The sequence below is a fragment of the Pseudomonas sp. 06C 126 genome, assembly GCF_001855215.1.
Taxonomy (GTDB): domain Bacteria; phylum Pseudomonadota; class Gammaproteobacteria; order Pseudomonadales; family Pseudomonadaceae; genus Aquipseudomonas; species Aquipseudomonas proteolytica.
In genome coordinates this window covers 14,492-36,400 of record NZ_MIFU01000072.1, presented here as the reverse complement: position 1 = coordinate 36,400, position 21,909 = coordinate 14,492, and the positions used below count along the sequence as shown (strand labels likewise).

At 60.1% G+C, this 21,909-nt stretch carries 17 protein-coding genes; 11 read left to right on the top strand and 6 right to left on the bottom strand.

The window, feature by feature from the left end; translation table 11 throughout:
• Positions 1–97: 97 nt before the first annotated feature.
• Complete coding sequence (locus tag BHC62_RS08070; RefSeq protein ID WP_169851664.1) at positions 98–1,873, top strand: ABC transporter transmembrane domain-containing protein; 1,776 nt, start codon at positions 98–100, stop codon at positions 1,871–1,873.
• 64 nt (positions 1,874–1,937) lie between these two features.
• Here the strand turns inward: BHC62_RS08070 and BHC62_RS08065 are convergent, their stop codons facing one another.
• Positions 1,938–3,866 carry a transglycosylase SLT domain-containing protein gene (locus BHC62_RS08065; protein WP_029300076.1) on the bottom strand — a complete coding sequence of 643 codons (1,929 nt, stop codon included), beginning with the start codon at positions 3,864–3,866 and terminating at the stop codon, positions 1,938–1,940.
• A gap of 212 nt (positions 3,867–4,078) precedes the next feature.
• Here BHC62_RS08065 and BHC62_RS08060 point away from each other — a divergent pair, with 212 nt between their 5' ends.
• On the top strand, positions 4,079–5,995 hold the full coding sequence (locus tag BHC62_RS08060) for an ATP-binding cassette domain-containing protein (protein ID WP_029300078.1): 1,917 nt from the start codon (positions 4,079–4,081) through the stop codon (positions 5,993–5,995).
• Positions 5,996–6,110: 115 nt separating this feature from the next.
• Here the strand turns inward: BHC62_RS08060 and BHC62_RS08055 are convergent, their stop codons facing one another.
• Positions 6,111–6,548, bottom strand: a complete 438-nt coding sequence (locus tag BHC62_RS08055) for a universal stress protein (protein WP_029300080.1) — start codon at positions 6,546–6,548, stop codon at positions 6,111–6,113.
• A gap of 95 nt (positions 6,549–6,643) precedes the next feature.
• Between BHC62_RS08055 and BHC62_RS08050 the strand changes: the two genes are divergently transcribed.
• The 7 genes from BHC62_RS08050 to BHC62_RS08020 all read left to right on the top strand — a co-directional run bounded on the left by BHC62_RS08050 (position 6,644) and on the right by BHC62_RS08020 (position 15,165).
• Positions 6,644–7,081 (top strand): hypothetical protein, encoded by a 438-nt coding sequence (locus BHC62_RS08050; protein WP_070994694.1) that lies wholly within the window; start codon positions 6,644–6,646, stop codon positions 7,079–7,081.
• A gap of 569 nt (positions 7,082–7,650) precedes the next feature.
• Positions 7,651–9,798, top strand: a complete 2,148-nt coding sequence (gene fadB, locus BHC62_RS08045; RefSeq protein WP_029300084.1) for a fatty acid oxidation complex subunit alpha FadB — start codon at positions 7,651–7,653, stop codon at positions 9,796–9,798.
• A 29-nt stretch (positions 9,799–9,827) separates the two neighbouring features.
• A complete protein-coding gene (fadA, locus tag BHC62_RS08040; protein ID WP_070994693.1) occupies positions 9,828–11,003 on the top strand; it encodes an acetyl-CoA C-acyltransferase FadA in 1,176 nt (391 codons plus the stop codon).
• Between the two features lie 95 nt (positions 11,004–11,098).
• Positions 11,099–11,335 (top strand): DUF1653 domain-containing protein, encoded by a 237-nt coding sequence (locus tag BHC62_RS08035; RefSeq protein ID WP_029300088.1) that lies wholly within the window; start codon positions 11,099–11,101, stop codon positions 11,333–11,335.
• 114 nt (positions 11,336–11,449) lie between these two features.
• Positions 11,450–14,071: a type I DNA topoisomerase gene (gene topA / locus BHC62_RS08030; protein WP_029300089.1), complete on the top strand. Its 2,622-nt coding sequence runs from the start codon at positions 11,450–11,452 to the stop codon at positions 14,069–14,071.
• 140 nt (positions 14,072–14,211) lie between these two features.
• The gene (locus BHC62_RS08025) at positions 14,212–14,733 is read left to right on the top strand and encodes a DUF6586 family protein (protein ID WP_029300090.1); all 522 of its coding nucleotides are present in this window, start codon (positions 14,212–14,214) and stop codon (positions 14,731–14,733) included.
• A 198-nt stretch (positions 14,734–14,931) separates the two neighbouring features.
• Positions 14,932–15,165, top strand: coding sequence for a hypothetical protein (locus BHC62_RS08020; protein ID WP_029300092.1), 234 nt, complete (start codon positions 14,932–14,934; stop codon positions 15,163–15,165).
• Positions 15,166–15,314: 149 nt separating this feature from the next.
• Here the strand turns inward: BHC62_RS08020 and sulA are convergent, their stop codons facing one another.
• Together sulA and lexA are read right to left on the bottom strand one after the other, a co-directional pair.
• Positions 15,315–15,794 carry an SOS-induced cell division inhibitor SulA gene (gene sulA, locus BHC62_RS08015; RefSeq protein ID WP_070994692.1) on the bottom strand — a complete coding sequence of 160 codons (480 nt, stop codon included), beginning with the start codon at positions 15,792–15,794 and terminating at the stop codon, positions 15,315–15,317.
• Positions 15,795–15,804: 10 nt separating this feature from the next.
• Positions 15,805–16,413 (bottom strand): transcriptional repressor LexA, encoded by a 609-nt coding sequence (lexA, locus tag BHC62_RS08010; protein ID WP_029300096.1) that lies wholly within the window; start codon positions 16,411–16,413, stop codon positions 15,805–15,807.
• Between the two features lie 263 nt (positions 16,414–16,676).
• Between lexA and BHC62_RS08005 the strand changes: the two genes are divergently transcribed.
• Entirely contained in the window at positions 16,677–17,384 is a 708-nt protein-coding gene (locus BHC62_RS08005) for a TetR/AcrR family transcriptional regulator (RefSeq protein ID WP_029300097.1), read from the top strand.
• A gap of 152 nt (positions 17,385–17,536) precedes the next feature.
• Positions 17,537–18,535 carry a beta-N-acetylhexosaminidase gene (gene nagZ / locus BHC62_RS08000; RefSeq protein ID WP_169851773.1) on the top strand — a complete coding sequence of 333 codons (999 nt, stop codon included), beginning with the start codon at positions 17,537–17,539 and terminating at the stop codon, positions 18,533–18,535.
• A 95-nt stretch (positions 18,536–18,630) separates the two neighbouring features.
• Here the strand turns inward: nagZ and BHC62_RS07995 are convergent, their stop codons facing one another.
• Both BHC62_RS07995 and BHC62_RS07990 read right to left on the bottom strand, forming a co-directional pair.
• The gene (locus BHC62_RS07995) at positions 18,631–21,324 is read right to left on the bottom strand and encodes a DEAD/DEAH box helicase (protein ID WP_070994691.1); all 2,694 of its coding nucleotides are present in this window, start codon (positions 21,322–21,324) and stop codon (positions 18,631–18,633) included.
• A 9-nt stretch (positions 21,325–21,333) separates the two neighbouring features.
• Positions 21,334–21,903, bottom strand: a complete 570-nt coding sequence (locus BHC62_RS07990; RefSeq protein ID WP_029300100.1) for a CsiV family protein — start codon at positions 21,901–21,903, stop codon at positions 21,334–21,336.
• Positions 21,904–21,909: the final 6 nt, after the last annotated feature.

The following is a 21,909-nucleotide window of genomic DNA, read 5'->3' as shown; positions in this document are numbered from 1 at the left end:
GGGCCTAGTCTTGCCGGGCATAATTAACCTGACTCATTGTGATTTACCCAAGTTCAATCCGATTGCGGTGTAGGCTTGGCATTGTCTTCCTCAGGTGATGCTCTCCATGCTTTCAGCCCGTCAACGCCGCGCCATCCGCCTGGCCCTGCGCTTTATCGCTCCGTATCGCTGGCAGGCCGTCGGTGCGTTGCTCGCACTGATCGTCACGGCAGGCATCACCTTGTCCATGGGCCAGGGCATCCGCCTGTTGGTGGACCAGGGCTTCATGACCCAATCGCCACACTTGCTCAACCAGTCCATCGGCCTGTTCATGATCCTCGTGCTGGGCCTGGCGGTGGGCACGTTTGCGCGGTTTTATTTGGTGTCGTGGATCGGTGAGCGGGTGGTCGCGGACATTCGCCGGCTGGTGTTCAACCATCTGATCTACCTGCATCCGGGTTTTTATGAAAACAATCGCAGCTCGGAAATCCAGTCACGCTTGACCGCCGATACCACTTTGCTGCAATCGGTGATCGGTTCATCCCTGTCGCTGTTCCTGCGCAACGCTTTGATGGTGATCGGCGGGATTGTGTTGCTGTTTATCACCAACCCAAAACTCACCAGCATCGTGGTGGTGGCATTGCCGTTGGTGTTGGCCCCGATCCTGATCTTCGGCCGGCGCGTGCGCAGCCTCTCGCGCCAGAGCCAGGACCGGATTGCCGACGTCGGCAGCTACGTCTCCGAGACCCTGGGCCAGATCAAGACCGTGCAGGCCTATAACCATCAGGTGCAGGATGAGCAGCGCTTCGCCGTGACGGTCGAGGACGCATTCACCACGGCGCGCAAGCGTATCGTGCAGCGCGCCTGGCTGATCACTTTGGTGATTGTGCTGGTGCTGGGCGCCGTGGGCGTGATGCTGTGGGTGGGCGGCATGGATGTGATCGCCGGGCGCATCTCCGGTGGCGAACTGGCGGCCTTTGTGTTCTACAGCCTGATCGTGGGCAGCGCCTTTGGCACTTTGAGCGAAGTGATTGGCGAGTTGCAGCGCGCTGCCGGGGCGGCGGAGCGAATTGCCGAGTTGTTGCAGTCGCCTAATGAAATCCAAGCCCCGTCCTGTGGTGTGGTCAAACTGCCAGAACGGGTCAGTGGTCGCCTGGAGCTACAAGACTTGCATTTTTCCTACCCATCGCGTCCCGATCGCTACGCCATCGATGGGCTGAGCCTGAGCATCAATGCCGGTGAAACCCTGGCCTTGGTGGGGCCGTCCGGTGCGGGTAAATCAACGATTTTTGATCTGTTGCTGCGCTTCTACGACCCGCAACAGGGGCAAGTGCTGCTGGAAGGCCAGCCTCTGAGCGCATTGGACCCGTTGGACCTGCGCCGCTGTTTTGCCCTGGTATCCCAGAACCCGGCGCTGTTTTTTGGCAGCGTTGAAGAAAACATCCGCTACGGCAACCCCAAGGCCACACTAGCCCAGGTCGAAGAAGCGGCGCGCATTGCCCATGCCCATGATTTCATCCTGCAAATGCCCGACGGCTACCAGACCCACCTGGGGGATGGCGGCATGGGCCTTTCTGGTGGGCAGCGCCAGCGCCTGGCTATCGCCCGGGCCTTGTTGGTGGATGCACCGATCCTGCTGCTGGACGAAGCCACCAGCGCCCTCGACGCCCAGAGCGAGCATCTGATCCAACAGGCATTGCCGCAACTGATGCAGGGGCGTACCACTCTGGTGATCGCCCACCGCCTTGCCACGGTGAAAAACGCCGATCGGATTGCGGTGATGGATCAAGGCAAATTGGTCGCGGTGGGCACCCATCAGCAACTGATCGCCACCAACCCGCTGTATGCGCGGCTGGCGGCCCTGCAATTTAGCGATGGTCACGACGAACCCTAAAAAAAATGCCCGCGTCTCACAACGCGGGCACTTGCAGCTTCAAACGGGCAGCTTTTACCTGCTTTTACTGGTCATCAAAATAACGCTCATGCCAATCCACCAACGGCTGTGGAGAGTTGAGCTTCTGCCCGTAGATCACCGAATAAGACAGCACGTTCTGCACATACTGACGGGTTTCGTCGAATGGAATGCTTTCCACCCATACATCGAAACTCAGGTGATCGGCGCCGCGCAGCCATTGGCGTACGCGCCCTGGGCCGGCGTTGTAGGCGGCGGAGGCGAGTACGCGATTGCCGTTGAACTGGCTGTGCACCTGGCTCAGGTAAGCGGCGCCGAGCTGGATGTTCTTGTCCGGGTCCAGCACCTGCTGCGGTGACGCCAGTGGGATGCTGAATTTGCGGGCGGTTTCCTTGGCGGTGGCGGGCATCAGTTGCATCAGGCCGCTGGCGCCGACGCCGGAACGGGCGTCATCCATAAAGGCGCTCTCCTGGCGGGTGATAGCAAACACCCAGCTCGAATGCAGGCCACGGACCTTGGCTTCACGCACCAGGGTGTCGCGGTGGGCCATCGGGAAGCGGATATCCAGGTCGTCCCAGTACTTGGCCTGGCTGATGGTGCGGATCGCCGGGAAGTACCATTTCATGTCGTAGGCGAGCTTGGCCTGGGCGACCATTTCGTCACGGTTGAAGTGGCGGCTGACGTGATACCACTCGCGGCGACCGTCGACGATCTGGCCACGGGCATAAAATTCCAGGGCGCGGCGCACACCCGGGGTGTTGCGCACCTTGTTGATCAGCGCCTGGCTCATGACCAGCGGCTGGTTGTTCAGTTGATACGGGGCCTGGGAGCGATCTGCGGCAAGGAAGCCATAAAAATCCCGCTCCTTGGCCAAGCCTTTGTACAGCACCAGCGCTTGCGGGTTCTTCGGCTCGGCCAGTTCCAGTGCGCGGGCCTGCCAGTAGCGCCAGCGGTTGGTGGTGGCCAGGTCCTGGGGCAGTTTGCGGGTCAACTGGTAGGCATCTTCCCAACGGGCCAGGCGTAGCAGCAGGCGCAGGCGCCATTCGGAGACAGTGTTGTCACGCAGCTCCGGGTCGTATTTGGTCATCACGTCCAGGGCGCGCGGGTCGTAGCGTCGCGCCAGGGTCAGGCCGATTTCCCGGGCGATGGACACTTTTTCATCGCGGGAGAAGTGCATGCTGCTGGCATATCCATCCAACAGGGCCATGGCTTGTTCCGGGTCCTGGCGCGCCAGGCGGCGCAGGCCCAGGCCGACGGCGTCGGACATGGCTTCAGTGGCAGGCAGGAAGCGCGAGGGGTCACTGAGCATGGCGGGCTTTTGCGCCACGTCCACCATCAGGCGGCCCTGGGCACCCAGGGTGGGCAGGGTTTTCACCAGGCTGTTGGCCAGCGGGTAGTTGCGGGCTTCGGCGGCGAGCTTGGTGCGGTCCCAGATCTTCTGCTCGGTCAATTGCCCGGCGGCAGCCCACTGGCCAAAGGTCGCGTCACAGGCGGCCGGTTGGGATTTGCCGGTCATCCACAGGGCTTCGGCGGTCTTGTAGCCTTCGGCCTTGAGGTTGTTGCTCAACTGGTATTGGCCGTGCAGGCAGTCCAGTTCGGTGAAGTTGAGCTTGGCGTCGTAGTACTTTTCAAAGGTCTTCCAGTCGCCACGCTCGGCGAGCCAGCGCAACCAGCGCAGCTTCATCCAGTTGGCCTGGGGCAGGTCGCCATGCTTGGCCAGGAACTGTTCGATTTCCTGGTTGCTGGCGGACTTGAGGCGTGCGGTCAGTTCGTCGTAGGCCAGGTACGGCGTGAGCGGGTAATCGGCCAGGGCCTGGCTGTATTGCATGTAGGGGCCGGTATCGCCTTTGGCCAGGGCACGCTTGGCTTGGTCGTAATATTGGCGTTGGGTGGTCAGGTCCACTGCCTGGGCGGTTTGGACGGCTGTGGAGGAAAGAAGCAGGCAAGATAAAAAGCTGAAAAGGCGACTGCGCATGAGACGTCCGTGCAAAGAAATCAGGACTAGTGCCGACGCTGTCGACACTGATTGCCCCTAGCTTAGCCTTTTGCCCGCAGCCGGTGAAAGCTTTGCAGGCCGCTTCGCTGAAGTTCTCAAGAAATGTCCTACAGAACGTGTCGGGCATGAAAATGCCGGCCGCTTCACCCCCCAACTCAGGTAGAATGCGCGCCCAGTTTTTGGAGAAGCGTATGACCCTGCTCAAATTCAGCGATGTGTCCCTTGCTTTCGGCGCTATGCCGTTGTTGGACAAGGTGTCCTGGCAGATCGCCCGTGGTGAGCGGGTGTGCATCATCGGCCGCAACGGCACCGGCAAGTCCAGCATGATGAAGTTGGTCAAGGGCGACCAGAAGCCCGATGACGGCTCCGTATGGCGCGCGCCGGGCCTGAAGATTGGCGAATTGCCGCAAGAATTGCCGGTGGCCGACGAACGGACCGTGTTCGACGTGGTTGCCGAAGGCCTCGATGGCGTAGGCGAATTGCTTGCCCAGTACCATCACCTGGCGCAGAACTGCGTCACCGACGCTGACCTGGACAAGCTGATGCACGTCCAGCAAGACCTCGAAGCCCGTGATGGCTGGCGCTTGCAGCAACTGGTCGACAGCACCTTGAGCCGCCTGCAATTGCCGGCCGACAAGACCCTTGCCGAACTGTCCGGCGGCTGGCGTCGCCGCGTGCTGCTGGCCCAGGCCCTGGTTTCCGAGCCGGACCTGCTGCTGCTCGACGAACCGACCAACCACCTGGATATCGGCGCGATTGCCTGGCTGGAAGAAGCCCTCAAGGACTTCCAGGGCGCCGTGCTGTTTATCACGCACGACCGTTCTTTCCTGCAGAACCTCGCCACGCGCATCCTCGAACTGGATCGCGGCGGCCTGATCGACTGGAACGGCGACTACGCCAGCTTCCTGGTGCACAAGGAAGCCACCCTGGCCGCTGAAGAGACCGCCAACGCGCTGTTCGACAAAAAGCTGGCCCAGGAAGAAGTCTGGATCCGCCAGGGCATCAAGGCACGCCGCACCCGTAACGAAGGTCGTGTACGCGCCCTGAAAGCCTTGCGTGTCGAGCGTAGCGAACGTCGCGAGCGCACCGGCAAGGCCAATATCCAGCTGGATACCGCCGACAAGTCGGGCAAGCAGGTCATGGTCCTGGAGAACGTCAGCTTCCATCACCCGGATGGCCCGTTCCTGATCAAGGACTTCTCCATGGTCCTGCAGCGCGGCGACCGTATCGGTCTGCTGGGCGCCAACGGTACCGGCAAGACCACTTTGCTCAAGCTGATGCTCAACGGCCTGCAACCGACCAGCGGCACCGTGGAAGAGGGCACGCGCATCGACGTGGCCTACTTCGACCAGTTGCGCCATCAGTTGGACCTGGAAAAGACCGTGATCGACAACGTCGCCGAAGGCCGCGATTTTATCGATATCGATGGTCAGAGCCGCCACGTCCTGAGCTACCTGGGCGACTTCCTGTTCAGCCCACAACGTGCCCGCACCCCGGTCAAGGCCTTGTCTGGCGGTGAGCGTGCGCGCCTGCTGCTGGCCAAGCTGTTCAGCAAACCGGCCAACCTGCTGGTGCTCGACGAACCGACCAACGACCTCGACGTGGAAACCCTCGAGCTGCTGGAAGAGGTCCTGCTGACCTTCAACGGCACTGTACTGATGGTCAGCCACGACCGGGCATTCCTCGACAACGTGGTCACCAGTACCCTGGTCTTCGAAGGTGAAGGCAAGGTGCGCGAATACGTCGGTGGTTACCAGGACTGGCTGCGCCAGGGCGGTTCGCCGCGCCTGCTGGGCGTGACCGAGAGCAAATCCGGCAAGGCCGACTTGAACTCTGCGGTGGTTGCACCTGCCGCTGCTGAACCTGTTCAGGACGCTGCGCCGGCGGCCAAGAAAAAGCTCAGCTACAAGCTGCAACGTGAGCTGGAAGCCTTGCCGGGTGATATCGACGCCAAGGAGCAGCAGATCGCAGCCGTGGAAGCCGAAATGGCTGACGCAGGCTTCTACCTGCGTCCTGCGGCGGAAACTGCCAAGGTCATCGAGTCCCTGGAGAAGCTGAACCAGGAGCTGGAAGTGCTGGTTGAGCGTTGGGCCGAGCTGGATGCCTGATTGATTCAGCGGCAATAAAAAACCGGCGCTCTTACGAGCACCGGTTTTTTTATATGAAATGCAATCCAAAGGTAGGCGCTGGCAAGCCAGCTCCTACATTTGATCTCTGGTGTTCTTACGAACTTTTTACCAGTTTTACCGCCAGTACGTCGCACGGCGCGCCGTGCAGGACGTCGTTGGCCGTGGAGCCCAGCAGCAACGCCAGGCCATGACGACCATGGCTGCCGACCACGATCAGGTCGCAGTTCTGCTCTTTGGCCAGGTGGTGGATTTCCTGGCGTGGCTGACCATAGGTCAGGTGGCTTTGGTCCTTTTTCAGCGCGGGATACTTGGCAATCAGGCGGTCCAGGCGCTCCTTGGCCTGGTCGAACTGCTGCTGTTGCAGTTGCGAAAGGTCCATCGGTACGTCGCCGCCAAAGGCCATGGCCATGGGTTCGACGATATGCACCAGGGACAGCTTCACGGTATCGCCGGCAATGGCCACGGCGCGCTTGATCACCGGATCGCACTCTTCGGTCAGGTCCACGGCGACCAGAATATGTTCGTAAGTCATGAGGCGTTCCTCCAGGGGACTGCAATAAGTTCAGTATGGCTGCTTTCAAGCGGATGGGGTTGGATCCGCTCATCTAGAAATTCGGGAGTACACATATGACGGTCTGGATAGTGGTGTCAATCCTTCTAGTGGTGTTGAGCCCCCTGGCATGGCTGCGACCTTCGCGCCACCAGAGCGGGCGCATGGCCCTGCGCATGGAGGCCCGCCGCATTGGCCTGGCGATGCAGTTGTCGCCCCAGGAGTGGCCGCACTGGCTCAAGCAAGAGCCGCCCAGCCCGTGTGCGCAGTACTGTCGGCCGCGGCGGGGCAGTAAGCCGGCCCTCTGGTGTTACTGGCAGTTGGAGCCGGGGGTATGGGTCAATCAATGGCGGGAAACCTGTGTCGACGAGAAGTTGTTGCCGCATTTTGCAACGCTGCCGGATAACGTCTACAAAATCGAAGCCGATGGGCAGATGATCGCTTTGTATTGGGGTGAGAAGGGCGAATTGAGCGTCTTGCAGAACATCAATGCCTTGCTCAAGGCCCTGGCCTGACACCGTCTGCGCCCGAAATCGTCAACGATAACGTGGCAACCTGGTTTAACGCGGCGCGCTCAGGTTTTTCGCGAGCAAGCTCGCTCCTACAGTGATGAAATCGCAGGCAATAAAAAGCCCGACATCATCATCGGGCTGGAGTTGGCCAGGCAGGCCGGTAATTCGTCGATTCAACACGCCGCGCATTCGCACAGGCGTTCACACCTGCGGCTAGCCTAGCCGGATATCCGTCGCTGTACAGGCCTTTGCTGGCCCTTTTGCATTATTGATCGGGTGAATGCCTGCGCATTGATTCGCCTTGGCGGTTCTGAAATGACTGAAAAGTCGCGTTTTAGCGGCCCTTTCGAGCGATTGACAATTGTCGGAAATTGGCTGAAGGTGGCGTACCCAAATCAAACGGGCGTATGAATTGAGCGTTTGTCTTTCAGACCGTTCGTACAGAATCCCGACTATCGCGTTGGCGGGTGTGCCTGGCAAATGGGCGTTAGCATCGACGGTAACGTTTGTGTTTACGCTTCGGCCAGCGTCCGACGTGTACTGTTCAGCTTCCATATCGTGGAGATCAGTTGATGATTTACGAAGGTAAAGCCATCACGGTTAAGGCTCTTGAAAGTGGCATCGTCGAATTGAAATTCGACCTCAAGGGTGAGTCCGTCAACAAGTTCAACCGTCTAACCCTGAACGAACTGCGTCAGGCCGTAGACACCATCAAGGCTGATGCATCGATCAAAGGTGTGATCGTCTCCAGCGGCAAGGACGTGTTCATCGTCGGCGCTGACATCACCGAATTCGTCGACAACTTCAAGCTGCCCGATGCCGAGCTTGTGGCTGGCAACCTCGAAGCCAACAAGATTTTCAGCGATTTCGAAGACCTCAACGTGCCGACCGTTGCCGCGATCAATGGCATCGCTCTGGGTGGCGGTCTGGAAATGTGCCTGGCCGCGGACTTCCGCGTCATGGCCTCCAGCGCGAAAATCGGCCTGCCGGAAGTCAAGCTGGGCATCTACCCAGGCTTCGGCGGTACCGTGCGCCTGCCGCGCATCATCGGTGCCGACAACGCCATCGAGTGGATTGCCGCCGGCAAGGAAAACCGTGCTGAAGACGCGCTGAAAGTGGGCGCAGTCGATGCCGTGGTTGCGCCGGACAAGCTCGCAGAAGCTGCCCTGAACCTGATCAAGGGCGCCATCAGCGGCGAATTTGACTACAAGGCCAAGCGTCAGCCGAAGCTGGAAAAACTCAAGCTCAACGCCATCGAACAAATGATGTCGTTCGAAACCGCCAAGGGTTTCGTCGCCGGTCAAGCGGGTCCTAACTACCCGGCTCCGGTCGAAGCGATCAAGACCATCCAGAAAGCCGCGAACTTCGGTCGCGACAAGGCCCTTGAAATCGAAGCCGCCGGCTTCGTCAAACTGGCCAAGACGTCTGCTGCCCAGAGCCTGATCGGCCTGTTCCTGAACGATCAGGAGCTGAAGAAAAAGGCCAAGGCCTACGACGAAATCGCCAAAGACGTGAAACAGGCTGCCGTCCTCGGCGCCGGTATCATGGGTGGCGGTATCGCTTATCAGTCGGCGTCCAAAGGCACGCCGATCCTGATGAAAGACATCAACGAGCACGGTATCGAGCAAGGCCTGGCAGAAGCCGCCAAGCTGCTGGTGGGCCGCGTTGATAAAGGTCGCATGACGGCTGCGAAGATGGCTGAAGTGCTCAACGGCATTCGTCCTACGCTGTCCTACGGCGATTTCGGCCACGTCGACCTGGTGGTCGAAGCGGTTGTCGAGAACCCGAAGGTCAAGCAAGCGGTACTGGCTGAAGTTGAAGCCCAGGTCAAAGAAGACACGATCCTGGCGTCCAACACCTCGACCATTTCCATCACCTTGCTGGCCAAGGCCCTCAAGCGTCCGGAAAACTTCGTCGGCATGCACTTCTTCAACCCGGTGCACATGATGCCGCTGGTGGAAGTGATCCGTGGCGAGAAGTCCAGCGAGCTGGCCGTTGCCACCACCGTTGCCTACGCCAAGAAAATGGGCAAGAACCCGATCGTGGTCAACGACTGCCCGGGCTTTTTGGTCAACCGCGTGCTGTTCCCGTACTTTGGCGGTTTCGCCAAGCTGGTCAGCGCTGGCGTGGACTTTGTGCGTATCGACAAGGTCATGGAAAAATTCGGCTGGCCAATGGGCCCGGCGTACCTGATGGACGTGGTCGGTATCGACACCGGCCACCACGGTCGCGACGTTATGGCTGAAGGCTTCCCGGACCGCATGAAAGACGACCGTCGCTCGGCTGTCGATGCGCTTTACGAGGCCAAGCGCCTTGGTCAGAAGAATGGCAAGGGCTTCTACGCTTACGAGACCGACAAGAAAGGCAAGCAGAAGAAAGTTGCCGATCCATCGGTTCACGAAGTGCTGGCGCCTATCGTCTACGAGCAGCGTGAAGTGTCCGACGAGGACATCATCAACTGGATGATGATCGCCCTGTGCCTGGAAACCGTGCGTTGCCTGGAAGACGGCATCGTTGAAACCGCCGCCGAAGCCGATATGGGCCTGGTGTACGGTATTGGTTTCCCTCCATTCCGTGGTGGTGCGCTGCGTTACATCGACTCGATCGGTGTAGCCGAATTCGTTGCCCTGGCTGATCAATACGCTGATCTGGGCCCGCTGTACCACCCGACTGCGAAGCTGCGCGAGATGGCCAAGAACGGCCAGAGCTTCTTCGGTTAAGTGCCCAGACGACTAGAGCGAGAATATTTATGAGCTTGAATCCAAGAGATGTCGTGATTGTCGACTTCGGTCGTACTCCGATGGGCCGCTCCAAGGGCGGCATGCACCGCAACACCCGTGCCGAAGACATGTCGGCGCACCTGATCAGCAAACTGCTGGAGCGCAACGTCAAGGTCGACCCGAACGAAGTCGAGGACGTGATCTGGGGCTGCGTCAACCAGACCCTGGAGCAGGGCTGGAACATCGCCCGCATGGCGTCCCTGATGACGCAGATCCCGCATACTGCTGCCGGCCAGACCGTCAGCCGCCTGTGTGGTTCTTCCATGAGCGCACTGCACACTGCCGCCCAGGCGATCATGACCGGCAACGGTGATGTGTTCGTGGTCGGCGGCGTGGAGCACATGGGCCACGTCAGCATGATGCACGGCGTCGATCCAAACCCGCATATGTCGCTGTACGCGGCAAAAGCCTCGGGCATGATGGGCCTGACCGCAGAAATGCTCGGCAAGATGCACGGCATCACCCGTGAGGCCCAGGACGCTTTTGGCCTGCGCTCGCACCAGCTCGCCCACAGGGCAACCCTGGAAGGCAAGTTCAAGGATGAAATCATCCCGATGAACGGCTACGACGAGAACGGTTTCCTGAAACTGTTCGACTACGACGAAACCATTCGTCCGGATACCACCCTGGAAAGCCTGGCGGCCTTGAAGCCGGCATTCAATCCCAAGGGCGGCACCGTGACTGCCGGTACTTCGTCGCAGATCACCGATGGTGCCTCGTGCATGATCGTGATGTCGGCCCAGCGCGCCCAGGACCTGGGGATCCAGCCTCTGGCAGTGATCCGTTCCATGGCCGTGGCGGGTGTGGACCCGGCGATCATGGGCTATGGTCCAGTACCGGCCACACAAAAAGCCTTGAAGCGCGCAGGTCTGAGCATCTCCGACATCGACTTCTTCGAGCTCAACGAAGCTTTCGCCGCACAGGCTCTGCCCGTGCTGAAAGATCTGAAAGTACTCGACAAGATGAACGAGAAGGTTAACCTGCACGGCGGTGCGATTGCCTTGGGCCACCCATTCGGTTGCTCCGGTGCACGTATTTCCGGCACTTTGCTTAACGTGATGAAGCAAAATGGCGGCAACCTTGGGGTTGCAACCATGTGCATTGGTCTCGGCCAAGGCATTTCTACCGTCTTCGAACGCGTCTAAGCGTTGAGTTGACGGAAGCCGGGGCCCAGTGCCCCGGTTTTTGTTTTTTGGAATTTTTAATTTTTTTTTAATAAATTTTGTAAGAGGGCCAGAGCATGAAAGTCGAACCAGGGCTCTACCAGCATTATAAAGGTCCCAAGTACCGCGTTTTTAATGTGGCGCGGCACTCCGAGACCGAAGAAGAAGTGGTGTTCTACCAAGCACTGTATGGCGATTACGGCTTTTGGGTGCGCCCCTTGAGCATGTTCCTGGAGACTGTCGAAGTTGACGGCAAGCAGGTCCCGCGCTTTGCTTTGGTGCAGGTCGAACCCAGTCTTTTTTCAGGGCAATAACGGCTGGTAGCGCACAATGCTGCGCTTGACCTCACTGTGTTGCCACTATATATAGCGTTGCCGCGTCAGGCGCCAACCGCCTTTCTCTTCTCGAATTCAGGAATTTTCCGATCCATGGGCAAATCGCTGGTCATTGTGGAATCCCCGGCTAAGGCCAAGACCATCAACAAGTACTTGGGTAACGAGTACGTGGTGAAGTCGAGTATCGGCCATATCCGAGACCTGCCCACCAGCGGTTCGGCTAGCGCCAGCAAGGAGCCTGCTGCCAAGCGCGGCAAGGCGGCTGCGGGCGAAGGTCCGGTGCTCTCGCCCAAAGAAAAAGCGCGCAAGCAGCTGGTTTCGCGCATGGGGGTGGACCCTGATCATGGCTGGAAGGCCAAGTACGAAATCCTTCCGGGCAAGGAAAAGGTGATCGAGGAGCTGCGCCGGCTCGCCAAGGATGCTGACACCATCTATCTCGCGACGGACTTGGACCGCGAAGGGGAAGCCATTGCCTGGCACCTGCGCGAAGCCATAGGTGGGGATGACAGCCGCTATAAACGCGTGGTGTTCAACGAAATTACCAAGAAGGCGATCCAGGAAGCCTTCTCCAAGCCGGGCGAGCTGGATATTGACCGCGTCAATGCCCAGCAGGCTCGACGCTTCCTTGACCGCGTCGTCGGCTACATGGTCTCGCCATTGCTGTGGGCCAAGATTGCCCGTGGCCTGTCCGCTGGCCGTGTGCAATCGGTTGCGGTGAAGCTGGTGGTGGAGCGTGAGCGCGAGATCCGCGCGTTCATCCCTGAAGAATACTGGGAAGTCCACGCCGACCTCGGCACCGCCAAGGGCGCGACCGTACGCTTTGACGTGGCCCGTGAGAAAGGCGAGGCTTTCAAGCCGCTCAACGAAGCGCAGGCCATGGCCGCGCTGGAGAAGCTCAAGGCTTCCAGCTACAGCATCGTCAAGCGCGAAGACAAGCCCACCAGCAGCAAGCCGTCGGCGCCGTTCATCACCTCCACCCTGCAACAGGCCGCGAGCAACCGCCTGGGCTTTGGGGTGAAGAAGACGATGATGATGGCCCAGCGTTTGTACGAAGCGGGCTACATCACGTATATGCGTACCGACTCCACCAACCTGTCGCAAGACGCGGTGGCGATGGCGCGCACTTATATTGAAAACGAATTCGGCAAGAAGTACCTGCCGGAGAACCCGAACGTCTACAGCAGCAAGGAAGGCGCACAAGAGGCTCACGAAGCGATTCGTCCGTCTGACGCCAATACCGAGCCAAGCAAGCTCACAGGCATGGAGCGCGACGCTGAGCGCCTCTACGAGCTGATCTGGCGCCAGTTCCTGGCCTGCCAGATGCTGCCGGCGCAATACTTGTCCACCACCGTCACCGTGGGGGCCGGGGACTTCGAGCTGCGTGCCAAGGGCCGTATCCTCAAGTTCGACGGTTACACCCGTGTGATGCCGCAAATCGCCAAGCCCGGCGATGACGACGTGCTGCCAGACATGGCCCAGGGCGATGTGATGAAGCTGGTCAAGCTTGATCCGTCCCAGCACTTCACCAAGCCGCCTGCGCGTTATTCGGAAGCGAGCCTGGTCAAAGAGATGGAAAAGCGTGGCATTGGTCGTCCTTCGACCTACGCGGCGATCATTTCCACCATCCAGGACCGCGGCTACGTGGCGCTGCATAACCGTCGTTTCTATTCGGAAAAGATGGGCGATATCGTCACCGAGCGTCTGTCCGAGAGTTTCTCCAACCTGATGGACTACGGCTTTACCGCCGGCATGGAAGAGAATCTCGATGACGTGGCCCAGGGCGAGCGGGACTGGAAAAACGTACTCGACGAGTTCTATGGCGACTTCAAGAAAAAACTCGAAGTAGCCGAAAGCCCGGAAAACGGTATGCGCGCCAACCAGCCGGTGATGACGGATATTCCGTGCACCACCTGCGGGCGGCCGATGCAGATCCGCACCGCGTCTACCGGTGTGTTCCTGGGTTGCTCGGGCTACAGCCTGCCGCCCAAAGAGCGCTGCAAGGCCACCGTCAACCTGGTACCGGGTGATGAAATTGCGGCCGACGACGAGGGTGAATCCGAGTCGCTGGTGCTGCGTGGCAAGCACCGTTGCCCGATCTGCAGCACGGCGATGGATGCCTATCTGCTCGACGAAAAGCACAAGCTGCACATCTGCGGTAACAACCCGGATTGCAACGGCTACGAAATCGAAGAAGGCACCTACCGCATCAAGGGCTATGAAGGCCCGAGCCTGGAGTGCGACAAGTGCGGCAGTGAGATGCAACTCAAGACCGGTCGCTTCGGCAAGTTCTTCGGTTGCACCAACCCGACCTGCAAGAACACCCGCAAACTGCTGAAAAGCGGTGACGCGGCGCCGCCGAAGATGGACCCGGTGAAGATGCCTGAGCTCAAGTGCGAGAAGGTCAACGACACCTACATCCTGCGTGACGGCGCTTCGGGCCTGTTCCTGGCCGCCAGCCAGTTCCCGAAAAACCGCGAGACCCGTGCGCCACTGGTGATGGAGATCGTGCCGCACAAGGATGAGATCGATCCGAAGTACCACTTCCTGTGTGAAGCGCCGAAGAAGGATCCCGACGGTCGTCCGGCCGTGATTCGCTACAGCCGCAAGACCAAGGAGCAGTACGTGCAGACCGAAGTGGACGGCAAGCCTACGGGCTGGAAGGCGTTCTACGACGGCGGCAAGTGGAAGGTCGAGGACAAGCGCCAGGGCGCTTGATCTGTAGGAGCGAGCTTGCTCGCGAAGGTCGTTAACGATAACGCGATAAACCTGGTGCACTGCGGTGCTCTCGGGTTTTTCGCGAGCAAGCTCGCTCCTACAGGCCGTATCATACTTATGTCGTTGTGGAGACTGCCGTCATGGCTAACGAACTCTATACCCGTACCAACCAGAAAATTTACTTCGCGGGTTTGTCCCTTGAAGCCCTTGGCCGTGCCGAGGAAGGGAAGGAGATGAACGCTATCGCGCTGGTGCAGGCGGGGCGGGAGTCGGCGTTGTTTCATCTGTACGGCGCCTTGCTGGGGCTGTGTCATGAAATTGCCGGCTTCTATCGCTTGCCCCAGGCGCATGCGCCACGGGCCGAGGATATCCTGACCCGCGAGGTGCTGGAGTCCTTGGCCATCCCTGAGTTGGCCGAGTTGGTGGAAATGGCCCGCAGCCCTGACAGCTGGCTGGCACGTTTGCTGGCTGCGCATTCGGCGATGTTCCAGCCGCCGCGTGTGCCGCACAAGCCCAAGGGCGATGTGACCCAGCCGTTGATTGTTGCGGTCAGTCTGGAAGACGAAGGTCCCGAGCCGCTGAGCCGGGCCGAGTTGGAGAGCTGGCGTCAGGAGCTGAAGAAGCTGGCTATCCGCTTTCGGGATGGCTTGAACGAGTGCTGAGTGGCAGGGCAATGTAGGAGCCGGCTTGCCGGCGATAACAATTGATCAAGCAATGCAAAGTTGGCCGGCAGACCGCTATCGCTGGCAAGCCAGCTCCTACAGACCATTCATCAAGCCGCAAAGAAAGCTGTTCAGATCCTGAGCGAGGCCGCGTTGATGACTGATATAATGCCGGCCTTTCGTGGAGAACAGATTTTTATGCCAACGTCCTTTCTGGAAATTGTTGAATTGCCCGACGGCAGAATTGAGCTGCGTAGGGCCGAGGACGAGGGTTCTCTGGTGACTTTGGACTTTTCCGAGGACGCCAAGGCATTCCTGCAAGGCCAGCACGTGGAAGTGGCAAAAGCCATGTTGAGCGTGGGCGTGCAGATGGCGGGGCGCTTGGCTGAAGGCGAACCAGAGAAAGACGACGGTCCGCGAATTCTTCACTGAGTCCGTTTGTCGATTTCAAGATTCAAACTAACAATCGGCTTCTCAGTTCTGTAGAAGCCTTGCGTCCATCGCAGGCACTGACTTGACGTCAGGCTGCAATCGGACGACCTGTAGCATTCCCGATAACGCGTTGCGCGTCAGGCTCGGGCTTATCCCAAACGAATATTCAAGCTTTGTGCATCGCCTGTGCGCGCCGCGCTGATCAACTGCTGCTTGGCCGAAGCGCCCAGCGGATTCAGCCAACTGACGACCGTATGGCTACGCCCCAGGCGCAACGCTTCGCAGGTCAGTTGCTGGGCACTCTGGGTGCCGCGTGGTTGCAGCAGCAGGATACGCTCGCGGTTCAGGCCGGCATCCCGCAGCCAGGCCTGGGTCAGGCTGGAGGGCGGGGCGATCAGGGTCAGCCAGCGGGCGTTCTGTTCCTCGCTCAGTTCACGCAGAATCGGAGCCAGCAAGCTCAGGCAATTCCCGGCAGCGCCGCGCAACGACAATTCACTGAATACCTCTGGTTCGGCGGGGGCGGTCCATGGGGACTCCACCACCTCGTTGAGGATCGGTGCAAGTGGCTGGGCCAAGAAGGCCTCAAACAGCGGCAGTTGTGTATGTTGTTGCGCGTGTGGGAACTGCATGATGCCTCCGTTAGCGGCGAATAACGCCGACACTCAAGCCTTCGATCACCAGGTCCTGATCCTTCAGGTTGACTTCAATCGGTGAAAACTCAGGGTTTTCCGCCAGCAGCCAGACTTTGCTGCCCTCGCGTTTGAAGCGCTTGACCGTCACTTCGTCGCCAATACGCGCCACGACGATCTGACCGTTGCGTGCTTCACGGGTGGTATGGACGGCCAGCAGGTCGCCGTCGAAGATGCCCACGTCCTTCATGCTCATGCCATGGACCCGCAGCAGGTAGTCGGCGCGAGGATGGAAGAAAGTCGGGTTGATATTGCAGGACTCTTCGACGTGCTGCTGTGCAAGAATCGGCGCACCGGCAGCGACCCGGCCGATGATCGGCAGCGTCGATTCGTCAGCCTTGGCTTCGAAGCCAGGGATACGAATGCCACGGGATGCACCTGGAGTCATTTCGATCGCACCCTTGCGGGCAAGGGCCTTCAGGTGTTCTTCAGCAGCGTTGGGGGATTTGAACCCCAGCTCCAGGGCGATTTCCGCCCGGGTCGGCGGATAGCCGTTGTCGTCGAGGCAGCGCTTGATAAAAGCGAGAATCTCAGCTTGGCGTGGCGTCAGTTTTAGCATGTTGATCGCTCTGTCTTTTTATACAGTGACTGGGATTATATACAGTGAACTGCGCTTGGCAATCATCGTTTTTGCCGACTCCGCCGGACGGTCATCCGTCGGTCCTTGCCAAGCCTGGAGATAGCGCTGCCTACAGGCTGTTGAAGATGTGATTAAATAGGTGCGAATCGGGTGACTGCCCGGCCGGAAAACGGACCTGCAGGCTTGACATTGCACAAGGTGAAACGTATGTTTCAAACAAGTGTTTGTCAGGCGGAGTAGCCATGGCCCAGTCGGAAACCGTTGAACGCATTCTCGATGCTGCCGAGCAGTTGTTCGCGGAAAAAGGATTTGCTGAAACTTCATTGCGGCTGATCACCAGCAAGGCTGGGGTCAACCTGGCGGCAGTGAACTATCATTTCGGCTCGAAGAAAGCCCTGATCCAGGCAGTATTCTCACGTTTCCTGGGACCGTTCTGCGTCAGTCTCGACCGTGAGCTGGAGCGGCGCCAGACCAAGCCCGACAACAAGCCGAGCCTGGAAGAGCTGCTGGAAATCCTCGTCGAGCAGGCGCTGGTGGTACAGCCACGCAGTGGCAACGACCTGTCGATCTTCATGCGTCTGCTGGGCCTGGCTTTCAGTCAGAGCCAAGGCCACTTGCGGCGTTATCTCGAAGACATGTATGGCAAGGTATTCCGTCGCTACATGTTGTTGGTGAATGAGGCGGCGCCGCGCATTCCTCCTATCGAATTGTTCTGGCGCGTGCACTTCATGCTCGGCGCCGCGGCGTTCAGCATGTCCGGGATCAAGGCCTTGCGCGCCATCGCCGAGACGGATTTCGGGGTCAACACCTCCATCGAACAGGTCATGCGCTTGATGGTGCCATTCCTGGCCGCCGGCATGCGCGCCGAAAGCGGTGTCACCGACCCGGCCATGGCGGCCGCCCAGTTGCGCCCGCGCAGCAAGTCCGCCCCGGTGGCTGCCAAGGTTTAACCACTGGCGTCTGGGCGCCACCGCTTGCATCCGCTAAGCTAGCCGCCCATGCCGATTTCAAATATTTACCCGCACTCCACCGCCTTGCCAGGCTTGACCTGGCGACGCGGTGGAGTGCGCGCGTCATTCAAGGAAAATTTATGACTGCTGCCCTGCAAGGCTCATTGATGGTGGACGTCGCCGGCACTTGGCTGACGGCTGAGGATCGCCACTTGTTGCGCCAGCCTGAAGTGGGCGGCCTGATCATTTTTGCGCGCAACATCGAACATCCGCGCCAGGTGCGGGAATTGAGCGCTGCCATTCGCGCGGTGCGCCCGGACCTGTTGCTGGCTGTCGACCAGGAAGGCGGCCGTGTCCAGCGCCTGCGCCAGGGGTTTGTCCGCCTGCCGGCCATGCGTGCCCTGGCAGATAATCCCAATGCCGAATACCTGGCCGAGCAGTGTGGCTGGGTCATGGCCACGGAAGTGTTGGCCGTTGGCCTGGACCTGAGCTTCGCCCCGGTGCTGGACCTCGATTACCAGCGCAGCGCCGTCGTAGGTACACGTGCGTTCGAAGGTGATCCCGAGCGTGCCGCGTTGTTGGCCGGGGCCTTTATCCGAGGCATGAACAGCGCCGGTATGGCCGCCACCGGCAAGCACTTTCCGGGTCATGGTTGGGCCGAGGCTGATTCCCACGTCGCCATTCCCGTGGATGAACGCAGCCTGGAGCAGCTTCGCAGCCATGACCTGGTGCCGTTCGCGCGCTTGAGCAAGCAATTGGCCGCCGTCATGCCGGCCCATGTCATTTACCCCCAGGTGGATAACCAGCCGGCCGGCTTTTCGCGCCGTTGGTTGCAAGACATCCTGCGCGGTGAGTTGCAGTTCGATGGGGTGATTTTCAGTGATGACCTGTCCATGGCCGGTGCCCATGTGGTGGGGGATGCGGCGAGCCGTATCGAGGCGGCCTTGAGCGCGGGTTGCGATATGGGGCTGGTGTGCAATGACCGTGCGGCCGCCGAGTTGGCCCTGAGTGCCGCCCAGCGCATGAAGGTCACGCCGTCGGCGCGGATTGCCCGGATGCGTGGGCAGGCGATTGCCTCGACTGACTATAAGCAAGACCCGCGTTGGTTGGCGGCGCTCGGTGCGCTTCGGGATGCTCAGTTGATCGAATGAGATTGAGGTGCGCCTATCGCAGGCAAGCCAGCTCTCACACTTGAATGTATTCACAGATCAAAATGTGTGGCTTGCCTGCGATAGCGACCTGGCAGTCAACGCTTCTCTTGCTTATTGGGCAACGGCGCAAACAGCGCCTCGATATCTTCGTTGCCCAACTTCCAGTCGCCAGTGGTGCGACCATCCAGCACGCCCGCCGCCAGGTCTGACTTCTCTTGCTGCAACGCCTGGATCTTCTCTTCCACAGTGCCGCGGGCAATCATCTTGTACACAAACACCGGCTTCTCCTGGCCGATGCGATACGCACGGTCGGTGGCCTGGTTTTCCGTGGCTGGGTTCCACCACGGGTCGTAGTGGATCACGGTGTCGGCTTCGGTCAGGTTAAGCCCGACGCCACCGGCCTTGAGGCTGATGAGGAAGATCTGCAACTTGCCGCTCTGGAAATCCTTCACCGGCGTGCGCCGATCGCGGGTCTGGCCGGTCAGCAAGGCATAGGCGACACCGCGTTTTTTCAGCTCGATCTCAATCAGGCTGAGCATTGAGGTGAACTGGGAAAACAGCAGGATCCTGCGCCCTTCGGCAAATAGCTCGTCGAGCATCTCCATCAGGCTGTCGAGCTTGCCGGAGCTGCTGCCGCGCGCTGGCAGGGTTGCATCGTTGACCAGGCGCAGGTCGCAACAGACCTGGCGCAGCTTGAGCAGCGCTTCAAGGATGATGATCTGGCTGCGGGCCACGCCCTTGCGGGTGATTTCGTCGCGCACCTTCTTGTCCATGGCCAGGCGCATGGTTTCGTACACGTCGCGCTGCGCTTCATTGAGATCGACCCAATGGATGATCTCGGTCTTGGGCGGCAACTCAGTGGCCACCTGTTCCTTGGTGCGGCGCAGCAAGAACGGTTTGATCCGACCGTTGAGGTGCTGCAATCGCACGTCGCTGCCGCGTTTTTCGATGGGCACGCGGTAATCACGGTTGAAGCTCTTAACATCCCCCAGCCAACCCGGCAGCAGGAAGTGGAACAGCGACCACAGCTCGCCCAGGTGATTTTCCAGCGGTGTGCCGCTCAGGCACAGGCGCTGCCGGGCATTCAGCTCGCGGGCGGCCTGGGCGGCCTTGCTGGTGGGGTTCTTGATGTATTGGGCTTCATCGAGGATCAGCACATGCAGCGGCTGCGCGGCCAGTTGCTCAATGTCCTTGGGCAGCAGGGCATAGGTGGTCAGCAGCAGGTCATAATCCTGCAGTTGTGCGAAGTGCTTCTTGCGTGCGGCTCCATACAGCGCCAGCACCTTGAGTTGCGGGGTGAAGTGCGCCGCTTCGTCGAGCCAGTTGGGGATCAGGCTGGTGGGCATCACGACCATGCACGGCCGGTCCAGGCGCCCGGCGATTTTTTCGCTGAGAATATGCGCCAGAGTCTGCAGGGTTTTGCCCAGGCCCATGTCGTCCGCAAGAATCCCGCCCACTTCCAGTTGGCGCAGGGACTGCATCCAGCTCAGGCCTTCGAGCTGGTAGGGGCGCAAGGTCGCATTCAGGCCCTCGGGTGCTGTGCAGGTGAAGTCCTTGATATCGCGCAGGCGCTGGGCAAAGTTGCGGATCTGTTCGCCGCCTTCCCATTGCAGGGGCAGGTCTTCCAGCGGGTTGAGGCGAATGGCGTCGGCCTTGGCCAGGCGCAAGGCGGTGCTGCCGGGCTCTTGCAGGTAGAACTCGCCGAGGGTGGCCAGCACCGGTTTGAGCCGGCCATAGGGCAGCGCCACTTGCAGCGGGCCGTGGCCGCCATTGGGCAGGCCGGGGATGTTCACCAGGATCAGTTCGTCGTCGCGGCGGCGCGCGAGTTTTTCCGGGTTGAGGATTTCGGTGTGGGAGCGCATCAGGTTCAACAGGATCGGCAGCAGGCTCAACCGCTCACCATTGACGATAATTCCCAGCTCCAGGTCGAACCAGTCGCGCTCCGGTACTTCATCGACGCTGGCGTACCAGTCGTCGACGGGGCTCAGGTCGAAGCCGAAATCTTCATCGATCTGCAGCTCCCAGCCCTCCGCACGCAGGCTCGGCGAGGCGTTGAGGGTGAAGTTCAGCCAGGCACTGTCGTTGACCATCTCAAACAGCTCGCCGGCGCTTTCCGGCAAGGCCTTGCTCTGGCGCGTGGCGATCTTGAAACCCAGCAAGCGCAGGTGTTCGCGAAAACCTTGCTCGACCTCGGGGTGGCGCTTGATCCGCAGGCTCTGGGTTTCCTGGCGCACAATGATATCGGCGTTTTTCTGGCCGCTGACGTAGTTGCCCTGGTAATTGAACGATAGCGCCGCCCGGTGCTGGATATAGCGCTGCATCTTGCCGTTGCGCGGCTCAAAGGCGCTGAACTCGATGCTGGCCAGCCACAGCCGGGGAATCGGCTGCACATCCTCGAGCACCACTTGAGGCAGCACCACGCGGTTGTCGAGCACGGCCTGGAGCTTTTCCAGCAGCTCGGCATCTTTGGCTGCTGCCGGATAGGCCAGGGTTTCCTGGACCTGCAGCAGCACTGCGGCAATGTGTTTGCAGTTGGTATGCACGGGGCAGGTGCAGCGGCTGTCCACCAGGATCAAGGTGCCCTTGGCCGACTCGCGCAGGGCGATGGTCTGGCGGTAGACATTACCGCCTGAGCCTTCGCAACTGGCGATGATGGTGCTGTCGCCCGACTCGACGATGCGCACGCGGTTTTCCAGGGCGTAGCGCCGGCCGCGCTCCAGGCTTTGCTCCTTGAAGCGGTTAGCCCAGGAAGGCGCCAGGGGTTTGGTCAGCGACGACGGCAGGGGCATGGTGCTGGATCAGTCCGCCAGGCCGGGCGGTGGTGCGCTCGGTGGCTTGGCCGTGAGGGAGGTGATCTTGATCAGCAGGGCCAGGTGGCCGCCGTCCAGGTAGTTGAGCTGGTTGTTCTTGGTGCGCACGTCCGGCTGGCTCAGGTGCTCACTGGCAATCACGCTGCCGTGGTTGTCGAACTGGTTGAGCCAGAAGCTCGCATCAATCCGGGTAAAGCGCCCCAACTGCAGGTCCAGGGTGCCCTGGATGGGGAACTGGCCGAACTGTTCCTGGCCGTCGGTGATTTTCACCTTCACGGGCTGTTCGCCCAGGTTCTGCTCCCAGGCCTTGTGCAGCAGCACGGTGTAATCGCCATTGGCCTGGAGTTTTTCGACGATGTTGGTCAGGCGCGGCGGGCTGATTTTCTCGATCCCCTGGCGTGGAGCGCCGGCATCCCAGTTTTCTGGGGCCGGCCGGCTGTTGATGACCGGTTCCGCATTCTGGCGGATCAGGATCATTTCCACCTGGTAGAGGCTGTCGGCAAACGCCGAAGGTGCGACTACCACCAACAACAGGCTCAGGATACGAAGCAGGCGCATGGGGCG